19 protein-coding genes are annotated in these 18,203 nt (G+C 71.6%); 18 read left to right on the forward strand and 1 reads right to left on the reverse strand.

What is annotated here, in order from left to right:
• Positions 1-371 precede the first annotated feature (371 nt).
• The 6 genes from N4G63_RS15380 to N4G63_RS15405 all read left to right on the forward strand — a co-directional run bounded on the left by N4G63_RS15380 (position 372) and on the right by N4G63_RS15405 (position 5,108).
• A complete protein-coding gene (locus tag N4G63_RS15380; protein WP_260786337.1) occupies positions 372-1,238 on the forward strand; it encodes a flagellin N-terminal helical domain-containing protein in 867 nt (288 codons plus the stop codon).
• Between the two features lie 169 nt (positions 1,239-1,407).
• On the forward strand, positions 1,408-2,904 hold the full coding sequence (fliD, locus tag N4G63_RS15385) for a flagellar filament capping protein FliD (RefSeq protein ID WP_260786338.1): 1,497 nt from the start codon (positions 1,408-1,410) through the stop codon (positions 2,902-2,904).
• A gap of 107 nt (positions 2,905-3,011) precedes the next feature.
• Positions 3,012-3,446, forward strand: coding sequence for a flagellar export chaperone FliS (gene fliS, locus N4G63_RS15390; RefSeq protein WP_314599903.1), 435 nt, complete (start codon positions 3,012-3,014; stop codon positions 3,444-3,446).
• 26 nt (positions 3,447-3,472) lie between these two features.
• Positions 3,473-3,772 (forward strand): flagellar protein FliT, encoded by a 300-nt coding sequence (locus N4G63_RS15395; RefSeq protein ID WP_260786340.1) that lies wholly within the window; start codon positions 3,473-3,475, stop codon positions 3,770-3,772.
• A 5-nt stretch (positions 3,773-3,777) separates the two neighbouring features.
• The gene (locus N4G63_RS15400) at positions 3,778-4,548 is read left to right on the forward strand and encodes a flagellar brake protein (RefSeq protein WP_260786341.1); all 771 of its coding nucleotides are present in this window, start codon (positions 3,778-3,780) and stop codon (positions 4,546-4,548) included.
• A complete protein-coding gene (locus N4G63_RS15405; RefSeq protein ID WP_260786342.1) occupies positions 4,548-5,108 on the forward strand; it encodes a pilus assembly FimT family protein in 561 nt (186 codons plus the stop codon). Before N4G63_RS15400 ends, N4G63_RS15405 begins: the two co-directional genes overlap by 1 nt.
• Before the next feature lie 47 nt (positions 5,109-5,155).
• Here N4G63_RS15405 and fliE read toward each other — a convergent pair whose 3' ends face one another.
• Positions 5,156-5,497 carry a flagellar hook-basal body complex protein FliE gene (fliE, locus tag N4G63_RS15410; protein WP_260786343.1) on the reverse strand — a complete coding sequence of 114 codons (342 nt, stop codon included), beginning with the start codon at positions 5,495-5,497 and terminating at the stop codon, positions 5,156-5,158.
• Positions 5,498-5,739: 242 nt separating this feature from the next.
• Between fliE and fliF the strand changes: the two genes are divergently transcribed.
• The 12 genes from fliF (at position 5,740) to fliQ (ending at position 18,184) form a co-directional block, all read left to right on the forward strand.
• Positions 5,740-7,443 carry a flagellar basal-body MS-ring/collar protein FliF gene (gene fliF, locus N4G63_RS15415; protein ID WP_314599904.1) on the forward strand — a complete coding sequence of 568 codons (1,704 nt, stop codon included), beginning with the start codon at positions 5,740-5,742 and terminating at the stop codon, positions 7,441-7,443.
• Between the two features lie 101 nt (positions 7,444-7,544).
• Positions 7,545-8,540 carry a flagellar motor switch protein FliG gene (gene fliG, locus N4G63_RS15420; RefSeq protein ID WP_260786345.1) on the forward strand — a complete coding sequence of 332 codons (996 nt, stop codon included), beginning with the start codon at positions 7,545-7,547 and terminating at the stop codon, positions 8,538-8,540.
• On the forward strand, positions 8,527-9,570 hold the full coding sequence (locus tag N4G63_RS15425) for a FliH/SctL family protein (protein ID WP_260786346.1): 1,044 nt from the start codon (positions 8,527-8,529) through the stop codon (positions 9,568-9,570). The genes fliG and N4G63_RS15425 overlap by 14 nt, the downstream gene beginning before the upstream one ends.
• Positions 9,567-11,075 carry a flagellar protein export ATPase FliI gene (gene fliI, locus N4G63_RS15430; RefSeq protein ID WP_314599905.1) on the forward strand — a complete coding sequence of 503 codons (1,509 nt, stop codon included), beginning with the start codon at positions 9,567-9,569 and terminating at the stop codon, positions 11,073-11,075. The genes N4G63_RS15425 and fliI overlap by 4 nt, the downstream gene beginning before the upstream one ends.
• Before the next feature lie 34 nt (positions 11,076-11,109).
• Positions 11,110-11,568, forward strand: coding sequence for a flagellar export protein FliJ (gene fliJ / locus N4G63_RS15435; RefSeq protein WP_260786347.1), 459 nt, complete (start codon positions 11,110-11,112; stop codon positions 11,566-11,568).
• Between the two features lie 150 nt (positions 11,569-11,718).
• Positions 11,719-14,052 (forward strand): flagellar hook-length control protein FliK, encoded by a 2,334-nt coding sequence (locus N4G63_RS15440; protein ID WP_260786348.1) that lies wholly within the window; start codon positions 11,719-11,721, stop codon positions 14,050-14,052.
• Positions 14,053-14,470: 418 nt separating this feature from the next.
• Complete coding sequence (locus N4G63_RS15445; protein ID WP_260786349.1) at positions 14,471-15,124, forward strand: flagellar basal body-associated FliL family protein; 654 nt, start codon at positions 14,471-14,473, stop codon at positions 15,122-15,124.
• 40 nt (positions 15,125-15,164) lie between these two features.
• Positions 15,165-16,172: a flagellar motor switch protein FliM gene (gene fliM, locus N4G63_RS15450; RefSeq protein WP_314599906.1), complete on the forward strand. Its 1,008-nt coding sequence runs from the start codon at positions 15,165-15,167 to the stop codon at positions 16,170-16,172.
• Positions 16,165-16,605, forward strand: coding sequence for a flagellar motor switch protein FliN (gene fliN / locus N4G63_RS15455; RefSeq protein WP_314599907.1), 441 nt, complete (start codon positions 16,165-16,167; stop codon positions 16,603-16,605). The genes fliM and fliN overlap by 8 nt, the downstream gene beginning before the upstream one ends.
• A gap of 16 nt (positions 16,606-16,621) precedes the next feature.
• Entirely contained in the window at positions 16,622-17,017 is a 396-nt protein-coding gene (locus N4G63_RS15460; protein ID WP_260786352.1) for a FliO/MopB family protein, read from the forward strand.
• Positions 17,007-17,807, forward strand: a complete 801-nt coding sequence (fliP, locus tag N4G63_RS15465) for a flagellar type III secretion system pore protein FliP (RefSeq protein WP_260786353.1) — start codon at positions 17,007-17,009, stop codon at positions 17,805-17,807. Before N4G63_RS15460 ends, fliP begins: the two co-directional genes overlap by 11 nt.
• 107 nt (positions 17,808-17,914) lie before the next feature.
• A complete protein-coding gene (gene fliQ, locus N4G63_RS15470) occupies positions 17,915-18,184 on the forward strand; it encodes a flagellar biosynthesis protein FliQ (protein ID WP_260786354.1) in 270 nt (89 codons plus the stop codon).
• The last annotated feature ends 19 nt before the right edge of the window (positions 18,185-18,203 follow it).

Raw genomic sequence — 18,203 nt, forward strand, 5'->3', positions numbered from 1 at the left:
GGAGCGGCCCGGCGCTCGGCCCGCATGGGGCACCCAGCACCGCGCTGACGCGGCGCCAACCGCCTCGACAACTCATCCACAACGCCCCGCCGGCTCCAGCAGCCGGCGGGGCGTTGTCGTCTGTGCCTCGGGGGCGAACTGAGGCTTCTTTGTTGCGCATTTCGGGCTAATGCCACAGCCCTGCCGTTCTCACAATTCGACCAACGCCTGAGCTCTGCCGCACAGGCGCCGTCCGGAAGCACTGACGACCGAATCGCCAGTGGAACCAGCCGGTCTCGAAAGCGGCAGGCGGCAATTTGCAGTACGCCGCTTGTGCTTTCGGAATACCGGCCAATTCCCGCCGGGTGTCGTCGAATCTCGAGGAGTGGCAAATGCCCCAGACGATCAACACGAATATCTCTTCGCTGAACGCGCAGCGAAACCTCAACACGTCGCAGTCTTCGCTGGCCATCTCGATGCAGCGCCTGTCGTCGGGCATGCGCGTCAACTCGGCCAAGGACGATGCGGCCGGCCTGGCCATCGCCGAACGCATGACCGCACAGATACGCGGCATGAACGCCGCGGTGCGCAACGCCAACGACGGCATCTCGCTGGCGCAGACGGCAGAAGGCGCGCTGGGCAAGGTGGCCGACTCGATGCAGCGCATGCGTGAGCTGGCGGTGCAGTCGGCCAACGCCACCAACTCCGCGGGCGACAAGGATTCGCTGGACAAGGAGTTCGGCGAGCTGGCCAAGGAAGTGCAGCGGGTGCTTGCCGCCACCACCTTCAACGGCTCGCACATCCTGGGCAGCGAGGCACGCGAGCTGGTGTTCCAGGTCGGCGCCGGCACCAGCAGCGAAGACACGATCAACATCTCGACCTCGGACCTCACCTCCGATGCGCTGATCACGGTGGTGGCCGGCACCGATGCCGCCGGCACCGGCCGCGGCTCGATCGCCTCGACCGCCGCGCTGGCCGACATCCACACGGTCATCGACAACATCGACAATGCGCTCGACATGCTCAACAACCAGCGTGCCACGCTGGGTGCCTCGCAGTCGCGCTTCGAATCGGTGATCTCGAACCTGCAGGTCTCGGTAGAAAACCAGAGCGCCGCGCGCAGCCGCATCATGGATGCCGACTTCGCGGCGGAAACCGCCAACATGAGCCGCGCGCAGATCCTGCAGCAGGCCGGCAATGCGATGGTGGCCCAGGCCAACCAGCTGCCGCAGCAGGTGCTGCGTCTGCTGGGTCAGTGACCGCGCCGGGCGCGGCCCGCGGTCAGCGATTTCTTGCTACTCCTCCTCCAAGGCGGCCCGGACATCCGGGCCGTCGTCGTTTCTGGCGTCCCAACATCATTTGTGAGCGTGCTGCGTCTCAAGCGTGGCCGCCGCGGGCCGAAAACCCGTGCATCCAGGAGTCACCAGCATGGCCACCTCATCCGTCAGCAGCAGTGCCACCCTCAGCTCGGCCGGCATCGGCAGCGGGCTGGACGTCGAGTCCATCATCAGCAAGCTGATGACGGTGGAGTCGGCGCAGCTCAACCTGCTGCAGGAGCAGTCGACCAGCCTGAACGCCAAGCTGTCGAGCTTTGGCAAGCTGCAGAGCAACTTCTCGACGCTGCGCGACAAGGCCAATGCGCTGACCTCCACCACGCTGTGGAACGGCACCACCGGCACCTCCAGCGACACCAGCGTGGTCAAGGCCAGCACCAGCGCCAGCACGGCCGCGGCGGCCGGCAACTACGCCGTCACGGTGAACCGCCTGGCCACCGGCCAGACCCTGACCAGCAGCGCCCTGCCCGCTGGCAGCACGCTGTCCGCGGGCAGCCTGACCATCGAGCTGGGCAGCTGGACCGGCGGCACGCCGGCCTCGGGCAGCACGCCGGCCACGCCGCCCACGGGCTTTGAGCCCAAGAGCGGCAGCTCGGCCATCACGGTGAACATCGCCGACGGTGAAACCAGCCTCAGCGCGGTGCGCGACAAGATCAATGCCGCCGGCGCCGGCGTGGTGGCCACCATCGTCACCGACAGCAGCGGCTCGCGCCTGTCGCTGCGATCACGCGAGACCGGGGCCGAGAACGCCTTTCGCATCAGCGCCTCGGAGACGGTGGACGACGGCAACAGCGCCAGCGGCCTGTCGGCACTGGCCTTCGACGCCACCGCCGCCAGCTCGCCGATGAGCCGCACCACCGAGGCCGCCAATGCCGATGCCAGCATCAACGGCATCGCCATCAGCTCGGCCAGCAACACCCTCGACAACGTGGTCGACGGCCTCACGCTCACGCTGCAGAAGGTGAGCAGCACGCCGGTCTCGGTGGACGTGGCCGCCGACACCTCGGCCATCAAGACCGCGATCAGCGACTTCGTCACCGCCTTCAACGCGGTGGCCAGCTTCATCCGCACCCAGACCGCCTACAACGCCGATTCAAAGACCGGCGGCGACCTGCAGGGCGACTCGGGCGCGCTGGCCATCCAGGCCCAGCTGCGCGCGGTGATCAACCAGGGCAGCAGCGCCTCGTCGGTGTTCGGCCGCCTGTCCGACGTGGGCATCGCGATGAAGGCCGACGGCACGCTGGAGACCAGCGCCAGCAAGCTCGACAACGCACTGGGCAACCTCGAGGAGCTGAAGAAGGTGCTGGTCACCGACGGCGCCAACTCGGCCGAGTCGGGCTTCGTGCGCCGCTTCAAGAACCTCAGCGACGCGGCCCTCGGCAGCGACGGCGTGTTCGACAGCCGCACCGCCGGCCTGCGCACCAGCGTCACGCGCAACAGCAAGTCGCAGGAAGCCATGCAGAGCCGCCTGGAGCTCACCGAGGCGCGGCTGCGCCGCCAGTACTCGGCGCTCGACACCACGATGGCGCAGATGTCCACGCTGAGCTCCTACCTCACGCAGCAGATCAGCGCGTTCAACAGCGGCAGCTGAGCCGCGCCAGCGTGAAGCTGGCGACAGTCCGGGTCATTACCGGCTCAAGTCAAGCCAGGGCCGACCGATAAAACTGACAGGACAAACGACCCGACACACGGCCCACCATGTACAGCGTCTCGTCAGCCGCAAGCCCCCGCATCCGCCACCTCGCTGGTGCCTACCACCACGTCGGCATCCAGACCATGGTTGCCACCGCCACACCCCACCAGCTGGTGGCCATGCTGTTCGATGGTTTCGTGGTCGCGGTCAACCGTGCCCGTGGCGCGATCCGCGGCGGTGATGTGGCGCTCAAGGGCGAGTCGATCGGCCATGCCCTGCGCATCGTCGACGAAGGCCTCAAGTCGGCCCTGAACCTCAAGGAAGGCGGCAAGCTCGCCAGCGACCTGTCGGACCTGTACGCCTACATCTGCGTGCGGCTCGCCCAGGCCAACATCGGCAGCGACGAAGCAGCACTCGAAGAGTGCCTGTCGCTGATCCAGCCGCTGCGCGAAGCCTGGACCGCGATCGCCGGCCAGGTGGACGCCGGCGCGCGCTCCTGAACGGCCCGATGGGATCGGTGAACACCATGAACAGCAGTCTCATCACGTTCTACGAAGCCATCGAGCGCGCCAGCGCCGACATGCTGGAGGCCGCCCGTGCCGGCAACTGGGACCATGTGATCAAGCTCGAAGGCGCCTGCGTGCTGCTGATCAGCCAGCTCAAGAACGCCGCCCGCAGCAACGCGCTCAGCGCCGAGGAAAGCCAGCTCAAGTCGCGCATCATGAAGCGCGTGCTGGTCAACGACGCCGAGATCCGCCACCTGGCCGAACCCTGGCTGGACGACATCGACGACATGATGCACGGGCGTCGCAAGACGCTGCACTGAGCATCATGAGCGGCTTCCAGGACACGCAGCCCACGCCGATCGGCGCTGACGACGCGGGCCTGGCCGACTTTCGCTGCGAACGGCCGGGCGAGGTGCTGGCCCTGCTGCGCCAGGTGCGCGATGCCGAGGCCCCGGTGGCCTTGTCCACGCCCTCGGGTGCCAGCTTCAGCGCCAGCCTGTGGAGCATCGACGCCGAGCGCGGCGCGCTGTCCCTCGAGGTCGAGCGCGCCGATCCGGCGCTGGCCGGCGTGGTGGACGGCAACGAAGCCACCGCGGTGACCTACCTCGACGCCATCAAGCTGCAGTTCGACCTGGACGGCCTGGTGCTGGTGCGCGGCCCGCGCGCCACCGCCCTGCAGTGCCGGCTGCCACGCTGGATCTACCGCTTCCAGCGCCGCACCGCCTTTCGCGTGCGCACGCCCGAGCGCGCCGGCCCCTCGGCCGCGCTGCGCCACCCGGCCATGCCCGAGATGCGCCTGGCGCTGCGCGTCTGCGACATCAGCCTGGGTGGCTGCGGCCTGCTGCTGCCGGCCGACGTGCCGCCGCTGCCGCTGGGCATCGTGATGCAGGGCGTGGCGCTGACGCTGGACGACGCGACGCGCCTGGATGTCTCGCTGCGCCTGCAGCACGCCAGCTCGCTGCAGGCGGCCGATGGCAGCCATGCCGGCCTGCGCCTGGGTTGCGAGCTGCTGGCCCTGAGCCCCGACGACCTGCGCCGCCTGCAGCGCTACATCGACCTGACCCAGCGCCGCCGCCGGCTGCTGTCGCTGGACTGATGCGCGCGCCCGCCCAGCGTGCCGGCGCAGCCCCTGGCGGCGCCCGGCCGGCGCGTGCCGGCTTCACGCTGGTTGAGCTGGCCATCGTGCTGGTGGTGCTGGCCCTGCTGCTGGTGGCCGGCGTGCCATCGCTGGGTGCGGCACTGGCGCGCCACCGGCTGCAGGCCACCGCCCGTGCGCTGCAGGCCGATGTGGCGCTGGCCCGCCAGCTGGCCGTGGCCCGTGGCCTGGTGGCCCACATCACGCTGCAGCCCGGCCCCCACTGGTGCTGGGCACTGAGCCTGGACACGCCGGTCGACTGCCGCGTCGCGCGCCAGGGCGGGCCGGTGATCAAGGTGGTGCATGCCGAGGCGCATCCGAACATCACGCTCGACGAGGCCGCCGCGATGGCGCTGGACGGCCGCAGCGGCACGCGCCTGTCGCCACCGGGCCAGTCGCTGTTTGTCTCGCGCCATGGCGACCGGCTGTCGCTGCGGCTCAACACCCTGGGCCGCGCCAACCTGTGCACCACCGCGGGCGCCCTGCCCGGCGTGCAAGCCTGCAGCGACCCCGGCGGCTGAGCCGGCGCGCTGAAGCGGCGGCCCAGCCCCCTGGCGGACCGGCGCGGCTACACCTGCATGTTCATGATGTCGGTGTAGGCCTGCACCAGCCGGTTGCGCACCGACAGCGCGGCCGAGAAGCCGAGCTGCGACTTCTGCATCGCGATCATGGTCTGCTCCAGGCTCACCTCGGGGTTGTCGAGCTGCATTTCCTGCTGCAGGTGGCTGGACTGGTTCTGCGCCTCGCTCACCGCGCGCAAGGCCTGGGCGATCGCCACCTGGAAGCTGGCCGCGTCATCGGCCGCCGGCTTGGCCGCCGCGTTCGGGCCGGCCAGCGGCTGACCGTCGGTGCGCAAACCGGCCCGCGCCGCCACCTGGGCGAAGTCGAAAGGCTTGAGCTCGAGTTTCATGGCCGTGGGTGGATGGATGCGCAGGCGCGTGGGGCAACGCCCCGGCGCTGGGCCCGCCCTGCCGGGCCGGCCATGAGGGGCTGTCGCATGCCAGCACTCTAGGGGCCGGGCCTCGGCCGCAATGGCGCGAACTGAAGCCCGAATTGCGGGCTGTTTGCCCCATGGCAGCGGGCTTCGGCGCCGAACAATCGCCTTCGATCGGGGCCTGCCGTATGGGCCCTGCAGGTTCCCCCCAACGCCTCATGGACGCCACCGTCACACCGCTGACCCCTACCAATGCAGCCGCTGAGCTGGCCGAGCGCGATCTGGCGCAGGCCCCTCAGACGCCGCTGCAACGGCTGAAGGAACTGCCCGTCCGCAAGAAGTGGATGGCCGGCCTGGGGCTGGTGGGCCTGCTGCTGGCCATGCTGCTGCTGGGCCAGGCGAACAAGCCCGAATCGATGGCGCCGCTGTTCACCGGCAGCGTCTCCGACAAGGACGCCGGCGCCGCCGTGGCCCAGCTCAACCAGCTGCAGGTGCCCTACAAGATCCAGGACGGCGGCACGATCCTGGTGCCGGCCGACAAGGCCGGCGAGCTGCGCATGAAGCTGGCCGCCCAGGGCCTGCCCAAGGGCACCGTGTCGGGCTTCGAGCTGCTTGACACCCAGCGCTTCGGCCAGAGCTCGCTGCAGGAGCGCACCAGCCTGCAGCGCGCACTGGAAGGCGAGCTTTCGCGCTCGATCGGCTCGCTGGCCGCCGTGCAGGCCGCGCGCGTGCACCTGGCCATGCCGGCGCAAACCTCCTTCTACCGCGAGAACGCCAAGCCCAGCGCCTCGGTGGTGCTGACGCTGCACGCCGGGCGCGTGCTCGACAAGTCGCAGGTGGCCGGCATCATCCACCTGGTGAGCTCGTCGGTGCCCGACCTGAGCCCCAAGGCCGTGAGCGTGATCGACCAGGACGGCTCGCTGCTGTCGCAGACGCCCGATGGCGAGCGCCAGGACCTCACGCTGCAGCAGCGCGCCCATGTGCAGTACGTGGAGAAGAAGCTGCTCGAGCGGGTCAACGAGATCCTCGAGCCGGCGCTGGGCCGCGACAACCTGCGCGCCACCGTCACCACCGACATCGACTTCAACCAGGTGGAGAGCACCGCCGAGGCCTACCGCCCGAACCAGACGCCCGACTCGGCCGCCATCCGCAGCCAGAGCAACCTCGAGACCTCGGGCCCGGGCCAGATCCTGCCCACCGGCGTGCCCGGCGCGGCCAGCAACCAGCCGCCCACCAGCGCCGCCGCACCGATCACCGGCGCCTCGGCGCCGCTGCAGGCCGCGCAGGCCGGCACCAGCGGCGGCGGCACCAAGCGTCACAGCCAGATCAACTACGAGGTCGACCGCCGCGTCGATGTCACGCGCGGCTCGGTGGGCAACGTCAAGCGCGTCAACGTGGCCGTGGTGGTCAACCACCGCATGGTCACCGACGCCAAGGGCAAGAGCACCGCGCAGCCCATGCCACAGGAGGAGCTGGACAAGCTCACCGCGCTGGTGCAGGAGGCCGTGGGCTTCAACAAGGACCGCGGCGACTCGGTCAAGGTGGTCAGCGTGCCCTTCCGCGAGGTGCCCAAGCCCGAGGAGCCGCCGATCTGGAAGCAGGCCTGGGCGCTGGACCTGATGCGCACCGCCGCCGCCCCCACCGCCATGCTGCTGGTGGCCACGCTGCTGATCTTCATGGTCATCCGCCCGGCGCTGGCCAAGGAGAAGCCGCCCGAGCCCGAGCCCGAACCCGGCCTCGACGCCATGGTCGACGACGCCGAGGCCCTGCCCGCGCCCGAGGACGAAGAGGACAAGCACGACCCCGAGTCGCCCGAGAAGCTGCGCATCCTGGCCGATGCCCGCCTGATGGCCAAGCAGAACCCGCTGGGCGTGGCCAACATCCTGCGCGCCTGGATGAACCCCGAGGAAGCCAAGAAGTGACCCGTGCCCCGGGCGCCGCCAGCGCGGCAGCCGCCGCGCGGGGCCGGCGCAGCGCCACGGCCCCTGTCTTCAACGTTCAGCACTGAGCTCGAGAAACCACCATGGACGACAAGGGCGTCGAAGACGCAGCCATCCTGCTGATGACCCTCGGCGCGGAGGAAGCCGCCGAGGTGTTCAAGCACCTGGCCCCCAAGGAGGTGCAGAAGCTGGGCGAGACCATCGCGCGGCTCAAGATCGTGCCGCGCGAGCGCCTGAGCGCCGTGCTGGGCCGCTTCGGGGCCGAGGCGGTGGAGTCGCAGGTGCTGGTGGCCGACACCGACGAATACGTCAAGAGCGTGCTGCGCAAGGCGCTGGGCGACGACAAGGCCAACCTGCTGATCGACCGCATCCTGCAAGGCAACGATGTCACCGGCATCGAGGGCCTGAAGTGGATGGACCCGCAGACCGTGGCCGAGCTGCTGCGCAACGAGCATCCGCAGATCGTGGCCGCCATCCTGGTGCACCTGGAGTCCGACCACGCCGGCAGCATCCTCAAGTGCTTCAGCGAGCGCCAGCGCAACGAGGTGCTGATCCGCATCGCCACGCTCGACGGCATCCAGCCGATCGCGCTGCGCGACCTGAACGACGTGATGGGCACCGTGCTGGCCGGCGGCGAACGCACGCGCAAGGCCACGCTGGGCGGCGTGAAGCCGGCCGCCGAGATCATCAACCTGCTGGGCAATGCCTACGAGACCTCGGTGCTCGACTTCGTGCGCGAGTCCGACGCCGATCTGGCGCAGAAGCTGATGGACAACATGTTCGGCTTCGACGACCTGATCAAGCTCGACGACAAGGGCTTCCAGGCGGTGCTCAAGGAAGTGCAGAGCGAATCGCTGGTGCTGGCGCTCAAGGGCGCCGCGCCCGAGCTGCGCGACAAGGTGCTCAAGAACATGTCCAGCCGTGCCGCCGAGACGCTCAAGGAAGACCTCGACGGCCGCGGCCCGGTGCGCGTGGCCGATGTCGAGGCCGAGCAGAAGGAAATCCTGAAGATCGTGCGCCGCCTGGTCGACGAAGGCCAGATCGTGCTCGCCTCCGGAGGCGGCGATGACTTCCTCTGAACCCGGCAGCGGCGAGCGCGGTCGCGAGCGCAGCTTCACCCGCTTCATCCCGCGCGAAGAGCTCGAAGGCGTGCCGGTGTGGACGCCCGGCAGCCTGGGCGAATCCTTCGACGGCGGCGCCGCTGCGCCGGTGCAGCCCATGCCCTGGCATCCGCTGCCCGGCCAGCCCGCCGACACCGTGGCCAGCACCCCGCTGCAGGCCGCGGCCCGCGCCGCCGGCGTGACCCTCTATCCCGGCCAGGCGGCCAGGCCGGCCGCGGCGCCCGCCCCTGCCCCGCGTGCCGCCCCTGCCGCCCCTGCCGCTCCTGCCGCCGATGCCTGGCCAGACGCGGCCGCGGCCGAACCCGATCTGGTGCTCGACACCGACCTGCCCGCGGCCCATGGCACGCCCGCCGCCGCCACCACGCCGCGCGCCGGCCAGGCCGATGCCGAGACCGAGGCCGCCCGCCAGCACGGCGAAGCCAGCCTGGCCGCGCTGCAGGCCCGCCTCGACACCGAGGTGGCTGCCGCGCGCCAGACCGGTTACCAGGATGGCTACCGCGACGGCCTGGTGGCACTGGACAGCTTCAAGAGCAGCTACGCCCAGCAGGTCACGGCCCAGGTCGGCCAGCTGCTGCAGACGCTGGACACCGAGCTGCGCCAGATCGAGCAGAGTGCGGCCGCCAGCGTGGCCCAGGTGGCCATTGCGCTGGCCCGCCAGGTGGTGCGCAACGAACTCAGCACCCACCCGGCACTGGTGGTGCAGGTGGCCCAGCAGGCCGTGGCCACGGTGATGACCGGCGCCCGCCAGATCACCGTCAAGGTGCACCCCGACGACCATGCCCTGGTGGCCCAGGGCTGTGCCGAGGCGCTGGCCGCCTGCAGCGCCCGCCTGGTGGCCGAGGCCGGCGTCGACCGCGGCGGCTGCCTGGTCGACACCGAGGCCGGCGGCGTCGATGCCCGCATCGCCAGCCGCTGGGCCGCGGTGATGCAGGCCATGGGCAGCACCACGCCCTGGCTCAGCGACGACGAACCGGGAGCGGATGCATGACGCCGGCCCACGCAGTGCTCGACGCGGGGGCACCGCTGGCGAACGGGCTGGGCGGTGCGCCGGACGCTGGGCCAGGCAGTGCACCGGGCGAAGGCCCGGACAGCTCGCCGCGCCTGGCGCGCTGGGCGCACTGGCTGGCCGACCTGCAGGCCTGCGCCCAGGTGCGCGTGCCGCTGCAGACCCACGGCACCCTGGTGCGCGTGACCGGCCTGGTGCTCGAGGCCGCCGGTGTGCGCGCCCCGGTGGGCGCCGTGTGCGAGGTCTGCAGCGAGGGCCAGGCCCCGGTGCAGGCCGAGGTGGTGGGCTTCAACGGCGACCGCGCGTTCCTGATGCCCACCGGCGAGCTACACGGCCTGGCCAGCGGTGCGCATGTGGTGCCGCGCGTCACGCCCAACACCCTGCCCCAGCTGGGCCGCGACAACGCGCTGTGGCGCCGCAGCGAGGACCGCGGCCTGCACCTGCCCATGGGCGACGGCCTGCTCGGCCGCGTGCTCGACGCGCATGGCCAGCCGATGGACCGAGGCGGCCCGCTGCAGCATGTGCGCAACGAGCCGCTGCAGCGCCGCCCGATCAATGCCATGCACCGCGACCCGGTGCGCACCCCGCTCGACACCGGCGTGCGCGCCATCAACAGCATGCTCACCGTGGGCCGCGGCCAGCGCCTGGGCCTGTTTGCCGGCACCGGCGTGGGCAAGAGCGTGCTGCTGGGCATGATGGCCCGCTACACCGCGGCCGATGTCATCGTGGTCGGCCTGATTGGCGAGCGCGGCCGCGAGGTCAAGGAGTTCATCGAGGACATCCTGGGCGACGAGGGCCTGGCACGCAGCGTGGTGGTGGCCGCCCCGGCCGATGCGCCGCCGCTGGTGCGCATGCAGGGCGCCACCTATGCCACGGCGATTGCCGAGCACTTTCGCGACCAGGGCCGCCATGTGCTGCTGCTGATGGACAGCCTGACCCGCTTTGCCATGGCCCAGCGCGAGATCGCGCTGGCCATCGGCGAGCCGCCGGCCACCAAGGGCTACCCGCCCAGCTGCTTTGCCAAGCTGCCGCAGCTGGTCGAGCGCAGCGGCAACGGCCTGCACGGCGTGGGCTCGATCACCGCCTTCTACACCGTGCTGAGCGAGGGCGACGACCAGCAGGACCCGATTGCCGACGCCGCCCGCGGCATCCTCGACGGCCACATCGTGCTCTCGCGCGATCTGGCCGAGGCCGGCCACTACCCGGCCATCGACGTGGAGAAGTCGATCAGCCGGGTGATGACCAGCGTGGCCCCGCGCGAACAGCTCGACGCCGCGCGGCGCGCACGCGCCCTGCTGGCCCGTCTGAGCAAGGCGCGCGACCTGATCCAGCTGGGCGCCTACCAGCCCGGCCACGACGCCGAACTCGACACCGCCGTGCAGCTGCAGCCCCAGCTGACCGGCCTGCTGCAGCAGGACATGCACGACCGCGCCACGCTGGAATCCAGCCGCGGGCAGCTGCTGCATGTGCTCAAGCGCGCCGGTTGATCCGTCGCCCTCAACCCTGGCCACAACGCCCACCATGGACTCGATCGCCCTGCTCAACACCCTGCTCGAGCGCGCCGAGGCCGAGCGCGACACCGCGCTGGCCGTGATGCGCCAGGCCGAGGCCCAGCTGCGCGCCGCCGAAGCCCAAAGCGAACAGCTGCGCAGCTACCGCAGCGAATACGACCAGCGCTGGACGCTGCGCTTTCGCCAAAGCGGCGGCGGCACGCGCGAGCTGCTGCAGCACCACCAGACCTTCGGCCAGCGCCTGGACGAAGCCATCACCCACCAGGCCGGCAGCACCCAGCAGATGACCCAGCGCATGCAGCGCGCCCGCGACATGCTGCTGCAGCGCGAGCAGCGCGTGGCCGCCGTGCGCAAGCTGATCGAGCGCCGCCAGCACGAGGTGGCACGCATGGCCCAACGCCGCGAGCAGCGCGCCGACGACGAGATCGCCATGCGCCAACACCAGCGGCGCATCGCCATGCAGGGCTGATCGACCCGCCGCACGCCGCACGCCGCACGCCGCACGCCGCACGCCGCACGCCATACACCACACGCCACACGCCGCCGCAGCGCCAACGCCCGCCTGCCGCACAGCCTGTCCTCCCACCGCTGTTATCCGAGACCGACCGAGACCGCTCCGATGGCCCTCAGCCTCTCCAGCTTCCTGACCCCCGCGGGCACCGACGCCACCCGCCAGGCCACCCGCCAGGCCAGCCCCCAGATCAGCCCGACCCGCCCCAGCGAGACCGCTGCCGACTTTGCCGCCCTGCTGCGCGACACCCAGGCCCGCGCCGCGCGGCCGGCCAGCCTGGCTGCGCCGGTGATCGCCCAGGCGCCCACACCGGTTCCGGCCCCGGCCCCGTCAGCAGCCTCGACCGTGGCGGCGCCCGCACCGGCGACGGCGGCCACCAGCGGCGCCACCAGCGGCGCCACCAGCGCGACGGCCAGCACAGCCGCCAGCGCCAGCGCTGCCCGCGCCACCAACCTGGCCACCAGCGCCACGCTGCCCGCCACCAGCGCCACGCTGCCCGCCCGCACCGAGCCGGCCACCGCCAGCCGCCCCGGCGCGCCCGAAGCCCAGCCCGCCGCCGAACCGGCTGAGCCAGGCGCCCGCGCCGGCGCCGCCGACGCGTCGGCCAACCCGGCCGCGACCAGTGGCAAAGCCGCCGGCACGCGCCGCGCCCAGGCCGGCACGCGCGGCGCCGCCGCCAGCAGCCCGGCGAAAGCAGCCACCGCAGACACCGCCACGGCCCGGGCCACCGACACCGCCAGCACCGGCACCAGCACCAGCACCAGCGCTACCGCCACCACCACCGCCACCAGCGCCGCGCTGCAACGCCTGGCCGGCAAGCGTGCGGCGCAGGCCGGCGGCGACGCCGCGCTGGCCAGCGCTGGCGGCCCGCTGATGGCCCGCGCCGGGCAGGCCGACGCCGCCGCCGCCACGGCCGGCGCCGGCGGCGAATCCGCGGCCGCCGAGGGCAGCCTGAGCGAGCGCGCCGACACCCCGCAAGCCGCCACCCAGGCCGCCGCCGACCTGCTGCCCGGCGCCGCCAGCCTGCCGCCCCCGCTGGCCCAGGTGCCGCTGCCGCTGACCGAGGCCCAGGCCGGCGCGGCCAGCGCCATGGCAGCCGCCAGCGACAGCGCCACGCCGGCCGAGGCCGGCGCCGGCCGCAGCGCCACCTCCCCAGGCGGCAGCACCGACCCGCTGCTCGCCCCGTCCGGCACTGCCGGCACCCTCACCGGAACCGCCACCGGCACCACCGCCAGCAGCGCGGCCAGCGCCACGGCGGCCGCCAACGCCTTTGCCGCCGCCCGCACCGCGGCCGCCCTGGGCACCGGCAGCGCGGCCAGCGGCACGGCCGCGCCGGTGGGCCCGGCCGGCGCCCGGCGCGGCGCCGCCGCCGCGGCTGCCAGCGAACCCGACACGCTGGGCACCGAGGCCTCCGCGCCCGGCCGCCGCGAGCGCGCCGGCCGCCTCGGCGCAGCGGCCGATGCCGCCACCGACGCGGCCACGGCCGCCCTGGCCGGCGCGGGTGTCCCGGCCCAGCCCGTGGCCGAAGCCGCCCAGCGGCAGCTGGCCAGCGCCCAGCCGGCAGCCACCACCTCACCGCCCGCGGCCAGTGCCGATGCCGCCAGCACCCCGCACGGCGCGGCCCCCGGCGTGCTGAACCTGGCCGATGCCGCACTGGCCGGCAACGCGGCCAGCGCGCCGGCCAGCCCGCCAGCCATGGGCGCCGGCGCGGCGGCCCAGGCCACCGCAACCGCCACCGCAACCGCCACCACCACGGCCGCAGCCGGTGCCGCCACCGGCTTTGCCCAGGCCCTGGCCATGACCGGCCGCGACAGCGCCGCAGCCGCCGGCGCCGCCGCCCTGGCGGCCACCAGTGGCAACGAGCAGGCACCGGCCGCCGCGGCCGGCAACAGCGCCAACGGCGCCGACGCCGCCGCCTGGGCCGGCAGCCTGCAGGCCGCGGCGCAGGCCAGCGGCAACCCCGCCGGCCCGGCCACCGCCAATGGCGCGCCAGCGCAGGCGCGCATCCCGGTGCCGCTGGATTCACCGGCCTTTGCGCCCGCGCTGGGCACCCAGGTGGCGGTGTTCGTGCGCGACGGCGTGCACGAGGCGCGGCTTGAGCTGCACCCGGCCGAGATGGGCCCGATCACGGTCAACATCACGGTCGACGGCCAGGCCGCACGGGTCGATTTCCAGGCCGAGCTGGCGCCCACGCGCGAGGCCATCGAAGCCTCGCTGCCGGCCCTGGCCGGCGCCTTGCAGGAGGCCGGCCTCACGCTGGCCGGTGGTGGCGTGTTCCAGCAGTCGCCCGGCCAGTCGGGCCAGCCCGGCCAGGGCCAGGCCGAGGGCCAGCCGGCCAGCGGCCGCCAGGCCACGGCCGATGGCCAGGCCAACGAGCCCGGCGGCCAGCCGGGCACGGCCCCGCCGGCGCGCAGCCGCGGCCTGGTCGACCTGGTGGCCTGACCGGCATCGGGCCCGCCACGGCCCCAAGCCGGCACCCGGCGCCGGCTCCCACGCGCCAGCGGCGGGCGCCGGCACCTGCTCTGCCAGCAGCCGTTGCGGCGCCAACGGTGGCAACAACGGTGGCAACAACGGCGGCACGCACGGTGGCAACAACGGCCGCACACACCGCCGCACCCACCACGGCGGCACCACCCGCCGGCCCCGGTCAACGGCAGCCTTCACCGGGCCCCCCTGCCCTGGGCCGGCCACACCGGCCCGGGCCGCTGCCCCGGCCGGCGCGTGCCAGGGGCGCAAGACAGCCTGCGAATTGCCGGCCTTTTCGCCCCATGGCCGGGGCCGTGGCTCCGAATAATCGGTCGAAGAGCCTGAACGGGCGACGCCAGTCGTCCGCTCGGGTCTGCCGAGCCCTGGAGACCGCATGTCCGCCGCCCCCGCTGCCACCGCCGATACCGCTGCCGCCCCCGCCTCGGGCGGCAAGAAGAAGCTGATCATCATCATCGTGGCCGTCGTGCTGCTGCTCGTGCTGGGCGGCGGCGGCGCGTTCATGATGCTCAAGAAGAAGCCCGCCGACGAAGACGAGGAAGGCGGCGGCGACGGTCACGCCAAGACCAGCCAGGCCAAGTCCAAGGCCAAGGACGACCACGCCCCGCCGCCGCCGACGCTGCGCGACCCCAAGGTGCCGCCGGTGTTCGTGCCGCTCGACCCGTTCACGGTGAACCTGGCCGACAAGGACGTCGAGCGCTTCGCGCAGATCGGCGTGACCCTCGAGCTCGAAGACCCCAAGATCGGCGAGCAGCTCAAGACCTACATGCCGGCCATCCGCAACAACGTGCTGATGGTGCTGAGCAACAAGACCGCCGTGCAGCTGCTCAGCCGCGAAGGCAAGGAAAAGCTCGCCCGCAGCATCCTGCTGGCCTCGGTGCAGCCGCTGGGCTATCCGGTCGACTTCGAGGAAGACGAGGACGACGCCGAGCATGCCGACGAGGCGCCGAAAAAGAAGAAGAAGAAAAAGCGCGTGGTCGTGCAGTACCCGGTGACGGCGGTGCACTTCTCCACCTTCATCGTGCAGTGACCCCCCACGCCCAGGAACCCGCGGCCACGGAAGTACCGGCATGAACCAGCAGATCCTGTCGCAAGACGAGGTCGATGCGCTGCTGCAAGGCATCACCGGCGAAAGCCAGAAGCTCGAGGCCCCGGTCGAGGTCAAGGCCGAGGGCGTGCGCAACTACGACCCGGCCAGCCAGGAACGCATCGTCCGCGGCCGCATGCCCACCATGGAGGTGGTGGCCGAGCGCTTCGCCCGCAACATCCGCCTGGGCCTGTTCAAGCTCATCCGCAAGAGCCCCGAGGTGTCGATCTCGGGCATCAAGGTGGTGAAGTACAGCGCCTTCCTGCGCGAGATCGTGGTGCCCACCAACTTCAACATCATGGCCATCAAGCCGCTGCGCGGCCATGGCCTGCTGGTGTGCGAGCCGACCCTGGTGTTCGCGGTGATCGACGCGCTGTACGGCGGTGTGGGCAAGTACCACACCCGCATCGAGGGCCGTGACTTCTCGGCCACCGAGCAAAAGGTGATCCGCCGCCTGGTCGACTGCATCAGCGACGAGTTTGCCAAGGCCTGGACCGGCATCTACCCGATCGAGCTGGAGTACCAGCGCTCGGAGATGCAGCCGCAGTTCGCGGCCATCGCCACGGCCAGCGAGGTGGTGGTGACCTGCTCGTACTCGCTGGAAATCGGCGACACGGTGGGCACGATCCACTTCTGCATTCCGTACGCCACGATGGAGCCGATCCGCGACGTGCTCTACAGCACGATGCAGAGCGACGTGGCCGATCCCGACAGGCGCTGGGTCAAGCTGCTGCGCAACGAGATCCAGCTGGCCGAGGTGGAGCTGTGCGCCGAACTGGCCAATGCCGACGCCACGGTGGGCGAGCTGCTGTCATTCAAGCCCGGCGACTTTCTCGAGCTGGACCTGCTGCCGCAGATCCTGGCCAAGGTCGACGGGGTACCGGTTTTCAAATGCAACTACGGCACGTCGAGTGGCCGTTATGCGATCAAGGTCGACAAGCTGCTGACGGTGGACCACCGCGGCTGGCTGGGGGATGAGGACAATGGCTGACGACAACACGATGTCCGAAGAGGACCGCATGGCCGCCGAGTGGGCGGCCGCGCTGGAAGAGGCCGCGCCCACCGACCTGAGCGCCCCCAAGGCCATGGCCCCGGCCGCCGCCACCGCGCCGCAGTTCACCAACTTCAATGCCTCGTCTGGCGACGGCGTGCCGCCGGCGCACGACCTGAACATGATCCTGGACATCCCGGTGCAGCTCACCGTGGAACTGGGTCGCACGCGCATTCCCATCAAGAACATCCTGCAGCTGGCGCAGGGCTCGGTGGTGGAGCTCGACACCATGGCCGGCGAGCCGATGGACGTGCTGGTCAACGGCTACCTGATCGCCCAGGGCGAGGTGGTGGTGGTCAACGAGAAGTTCGGCATCCGCCTGACCGACATCGTCACGCCCAGCGAGCGCATGCGCCGCCTGAGCCGGCTGTGAATCCGGGGCCGCCCACATGAGCTCGACCGCGTTTCCGCTGCTCGGCCCGCTGCTGGCCTTTGTGCTGATCGTCGCGCTGATCCCGCTGTCGCTGTGGCTGGTCAAGCGTTCGCCGCTGGGCGCGCGCCTGGGCGTGGGCACCGGCCCCCTGCCCGCGGCGGCGGCCGGCCAGCAGCCACGCCTGCTGGGCGCGCTGGCGCTGGCCCCGGGCCAGCGCGTGGTCACGGTCGAGGTGGGCGCCGGCGACGAGCGCCGCTGGCTGGTGCTGGGCGTCAGCGCCGCGGGCATCCACACGCTGCACACCCTGCCGCCCGGCGCACCGCCGGCCAGCGACCCGACCGCCGCCACCGGCATGGCCGGCAGCTTTGCCCAGCTGCTGGCCCGCCAGCCCGGGGGCCGTGATGCGCGCTGAGAACCGCGGTGTTTTTTCGGCCCGCTGCCGGCGCGCCGCGCGTGTGCTGGGCTTGTCGGTGTTATCGGCCGTTCCTGCAGCGGCTTTAGCGCAAACGCAGGCAGCTGCGGCCGCGGCCGGCCCGGGACTGCCGCTGGTCATCGGCTCGGCCGGCGGCACCAGCTACTCGGTGCCGGTGCAGACGCTGCTGTTCTTCACCGCGCTGAGCTTTCTGCCCGCCGTGCTGCTGATGATGACCGGCTTCACCCGCATCGTCATCGTGCTGTCGCTGCTGCGCCAGGCGCTGGGCACGCCGGCCGCGCCGCCCAACCAGGTGATCGTGGGCCTGAGCCTGTTTCTCACCTTCTTCGTGATGTCGCCCACGCTGGACAAGGTGTACACCGAGGCCTGGCTGCCCTACTCGCAGCAGAAGATCGACTTCACCGAGGCCGTCTCGCGCGGCGGCCTGCCGGTGCGCGCCTTCATGATGAAGCAGACCCGCCAGGGCGACCTGCAGCTGTTTCGCAAGATGGCCAAGGTGCCCGACACCGTGGCCGCCAACGAGGTGCCCTTCACCGTGCTGGTGCCGGCCTTCGTGACCAGCGAGCTCAAGAGCGCCTTCCAGATCGGCTTCCTGATCTTCATCCCGTTCCTGATCATCGACATGATCGTCGCCAGCGTGCTGATGAGCCTGGGCATGATGATGCTCAGCCCGGTGCTGGTGAGCCTGCCGTTCAAGCTGATGCTGTTCGTGCTGGCCGATGGCTGGAACCTGCTGCTGGGCTCGCTGGCCGCGAGCTTCGCCCAATGAACACACCTTACCTAGACGCGAGCGGGCCGAGCGCCGGGCCGCTCCCAAGCCGGCCCGCATCCCCCCGGGGGATCGGGCGACGTACCCATCGACCGAGGGGCTGACACATGGACAGTCAACAAGCCTTCCACCTCGGCCAGCAGGGCCTGTACATGCTGCTGCTGGTGTCGGCGCCGCTGCTCATCACGGTGCTGCTGGTGGGCCTGGTGATCAGCGTGTTCCAGGCCGCCACGCAGATCAACGAGGCCACGCTGAGCTTCGTGCCCAAGGTGGTGGCCGCCGTGGTGGTGCTGGCCGTGGCCGGCCCGTGGATGCTGACCATGCTCACCGAATACATCCAGCAGACCCTGCTGGCCATTCCCAGCGCGGTGGGCTGAACGTGCCCCCACGTTGCTG

Origin of the sequence: Aquabacterium sp. OR-4 (assembly GCF_025290835.2) — a bacterium.
In the GTDB taxonomy this organism is placed as follows: domain Bacteria; phylum Pseudomonadota; class Gammaproteobacteria; order Burkholderiales; family Burkholderiaceae_C; genus Pseudaquabacterium.

Coding starts and splice junctions, on each gene's coding strand:
- fliI (WP_314599905.1), top strand. CDS start 9,567: ATGACGCCGGCCCACGCAGTGCTCGACGCGGGGGCACCGCTGGCGAAC.
- N4G63_RS15460 (WP_260786352.1), top strand. CDS start 16,622: ATGAGCTCGACCGCGTTTCCGCTGCTCGGCCCGCTGCTGGCCTTTGTG.
- N4G63_RS15440 (WP_260786348.1), top strand. CDS start 11,719: ATGGCCCTCAGCCTCTCCAGCTTCCTGACCCCCGCGGGCACCGACGCC.
- N4G63_RS15400 (WP_260786341.1), top strand. CDS start 3,778: ATGAGCGGCTTCCAGGACACGCAGCCCACGCCGATCGGCGCTGACGAC.
- fliF (WP_314599904.1), top strand. CDS start 5,740: ATGGACGCCACCGTCACACCGCTGACCCCTACCAATGCAGCCGCTGAG.
- N4G63_RS15445 (WP_260786349.1), top strand. CDS start 14,471: ATGTCCGCCGCCCCCGCTGCCACCGCCGATACCGCTGCCGCCCCCGCC.
- fliM (WP_314599906.1), top strand. CDS start 15,165: ATGAACCAGCAGATCCTGTCGCAAGACGAGGTCGATGCGCTGCTGCAA.
- fliQ (WP_260786354.1), top strand. CDS start 17,915: ATGGACAGTCAACAAGCCTTCCACCTCGGCCAGCAGGGCCTGTACATG.
- N4G63_RS15425 (WP_260786346.1), top strand. CDS start 8,527: ATGACTTCCTCTGAACCCGGCAGCGGCGAGCGCGGTCGCGAGCGCAGC.
- fliP (WP_260786353.1), top strand. CDS start 17,007: ATGCGCGCTGAGAACCGCGGTGTTTTTTCGGCCCGCTGCCGGCGCGCC.
- fliG (WP_260786345.1), top strand. CDS start 7,545: ATGGACGACAAGGGCGTCGAAGACGCAGCCATCCTGCTGATGACCCTC.
- N4G63_RS15405 (WP_260786342.1), top strand. CDS start 4,548: ATGCGCGCGCCCGCCCAGCGTGCCGGCGCAGCCCCTGGCGGCGCCCGG.
- fliD (WP_260786338.1), top strand. CDS start 1,408: ATGGCCACCTCATCCGTCAGCAGCAGTGCCACCCTCAGCTCGGCCGGC.
- fliN (WP_314599907.1), top strand. CDS start 16,165: ATGGCTGACGACAACACGATGTCCGAAGAGGACCGCATGGCCGCCGAG.
- N4G63_RS15380 (WP_260786337.1), top strand. CDS start 372: ATGCCCCAGACGATCAACACGAATATCTCTTCGCTGAACGCGCAGCGA.
- fliS (WP_314599903.1), top strand. CDS start 3,012: ATGTACAGCGTCTCGTCAGCCGCAAGCCCCCGCATCCGCCACCTCGCT.
- fliE (WP_260786343.1), bottom strand. CDS start 5,497: ATGAAACTCGAGCTCAAGCCTTTCGACTTCGCCCAGGTGGCGGCGCGG.
- fliJ (WP_260786347.1), top strand. CDS start 11,110: ATGGACTCGATCGCCCTGCTCAACACCCTGCTCGAGCGCGCCGAGGCC.
- N4G63_RS15395 (WP_260786340.1), top strand. CDS start 3,473: ATGAACAGCAGTCTCATCACGTTCTACGAAGCCATCGAGCGCGCCAGC.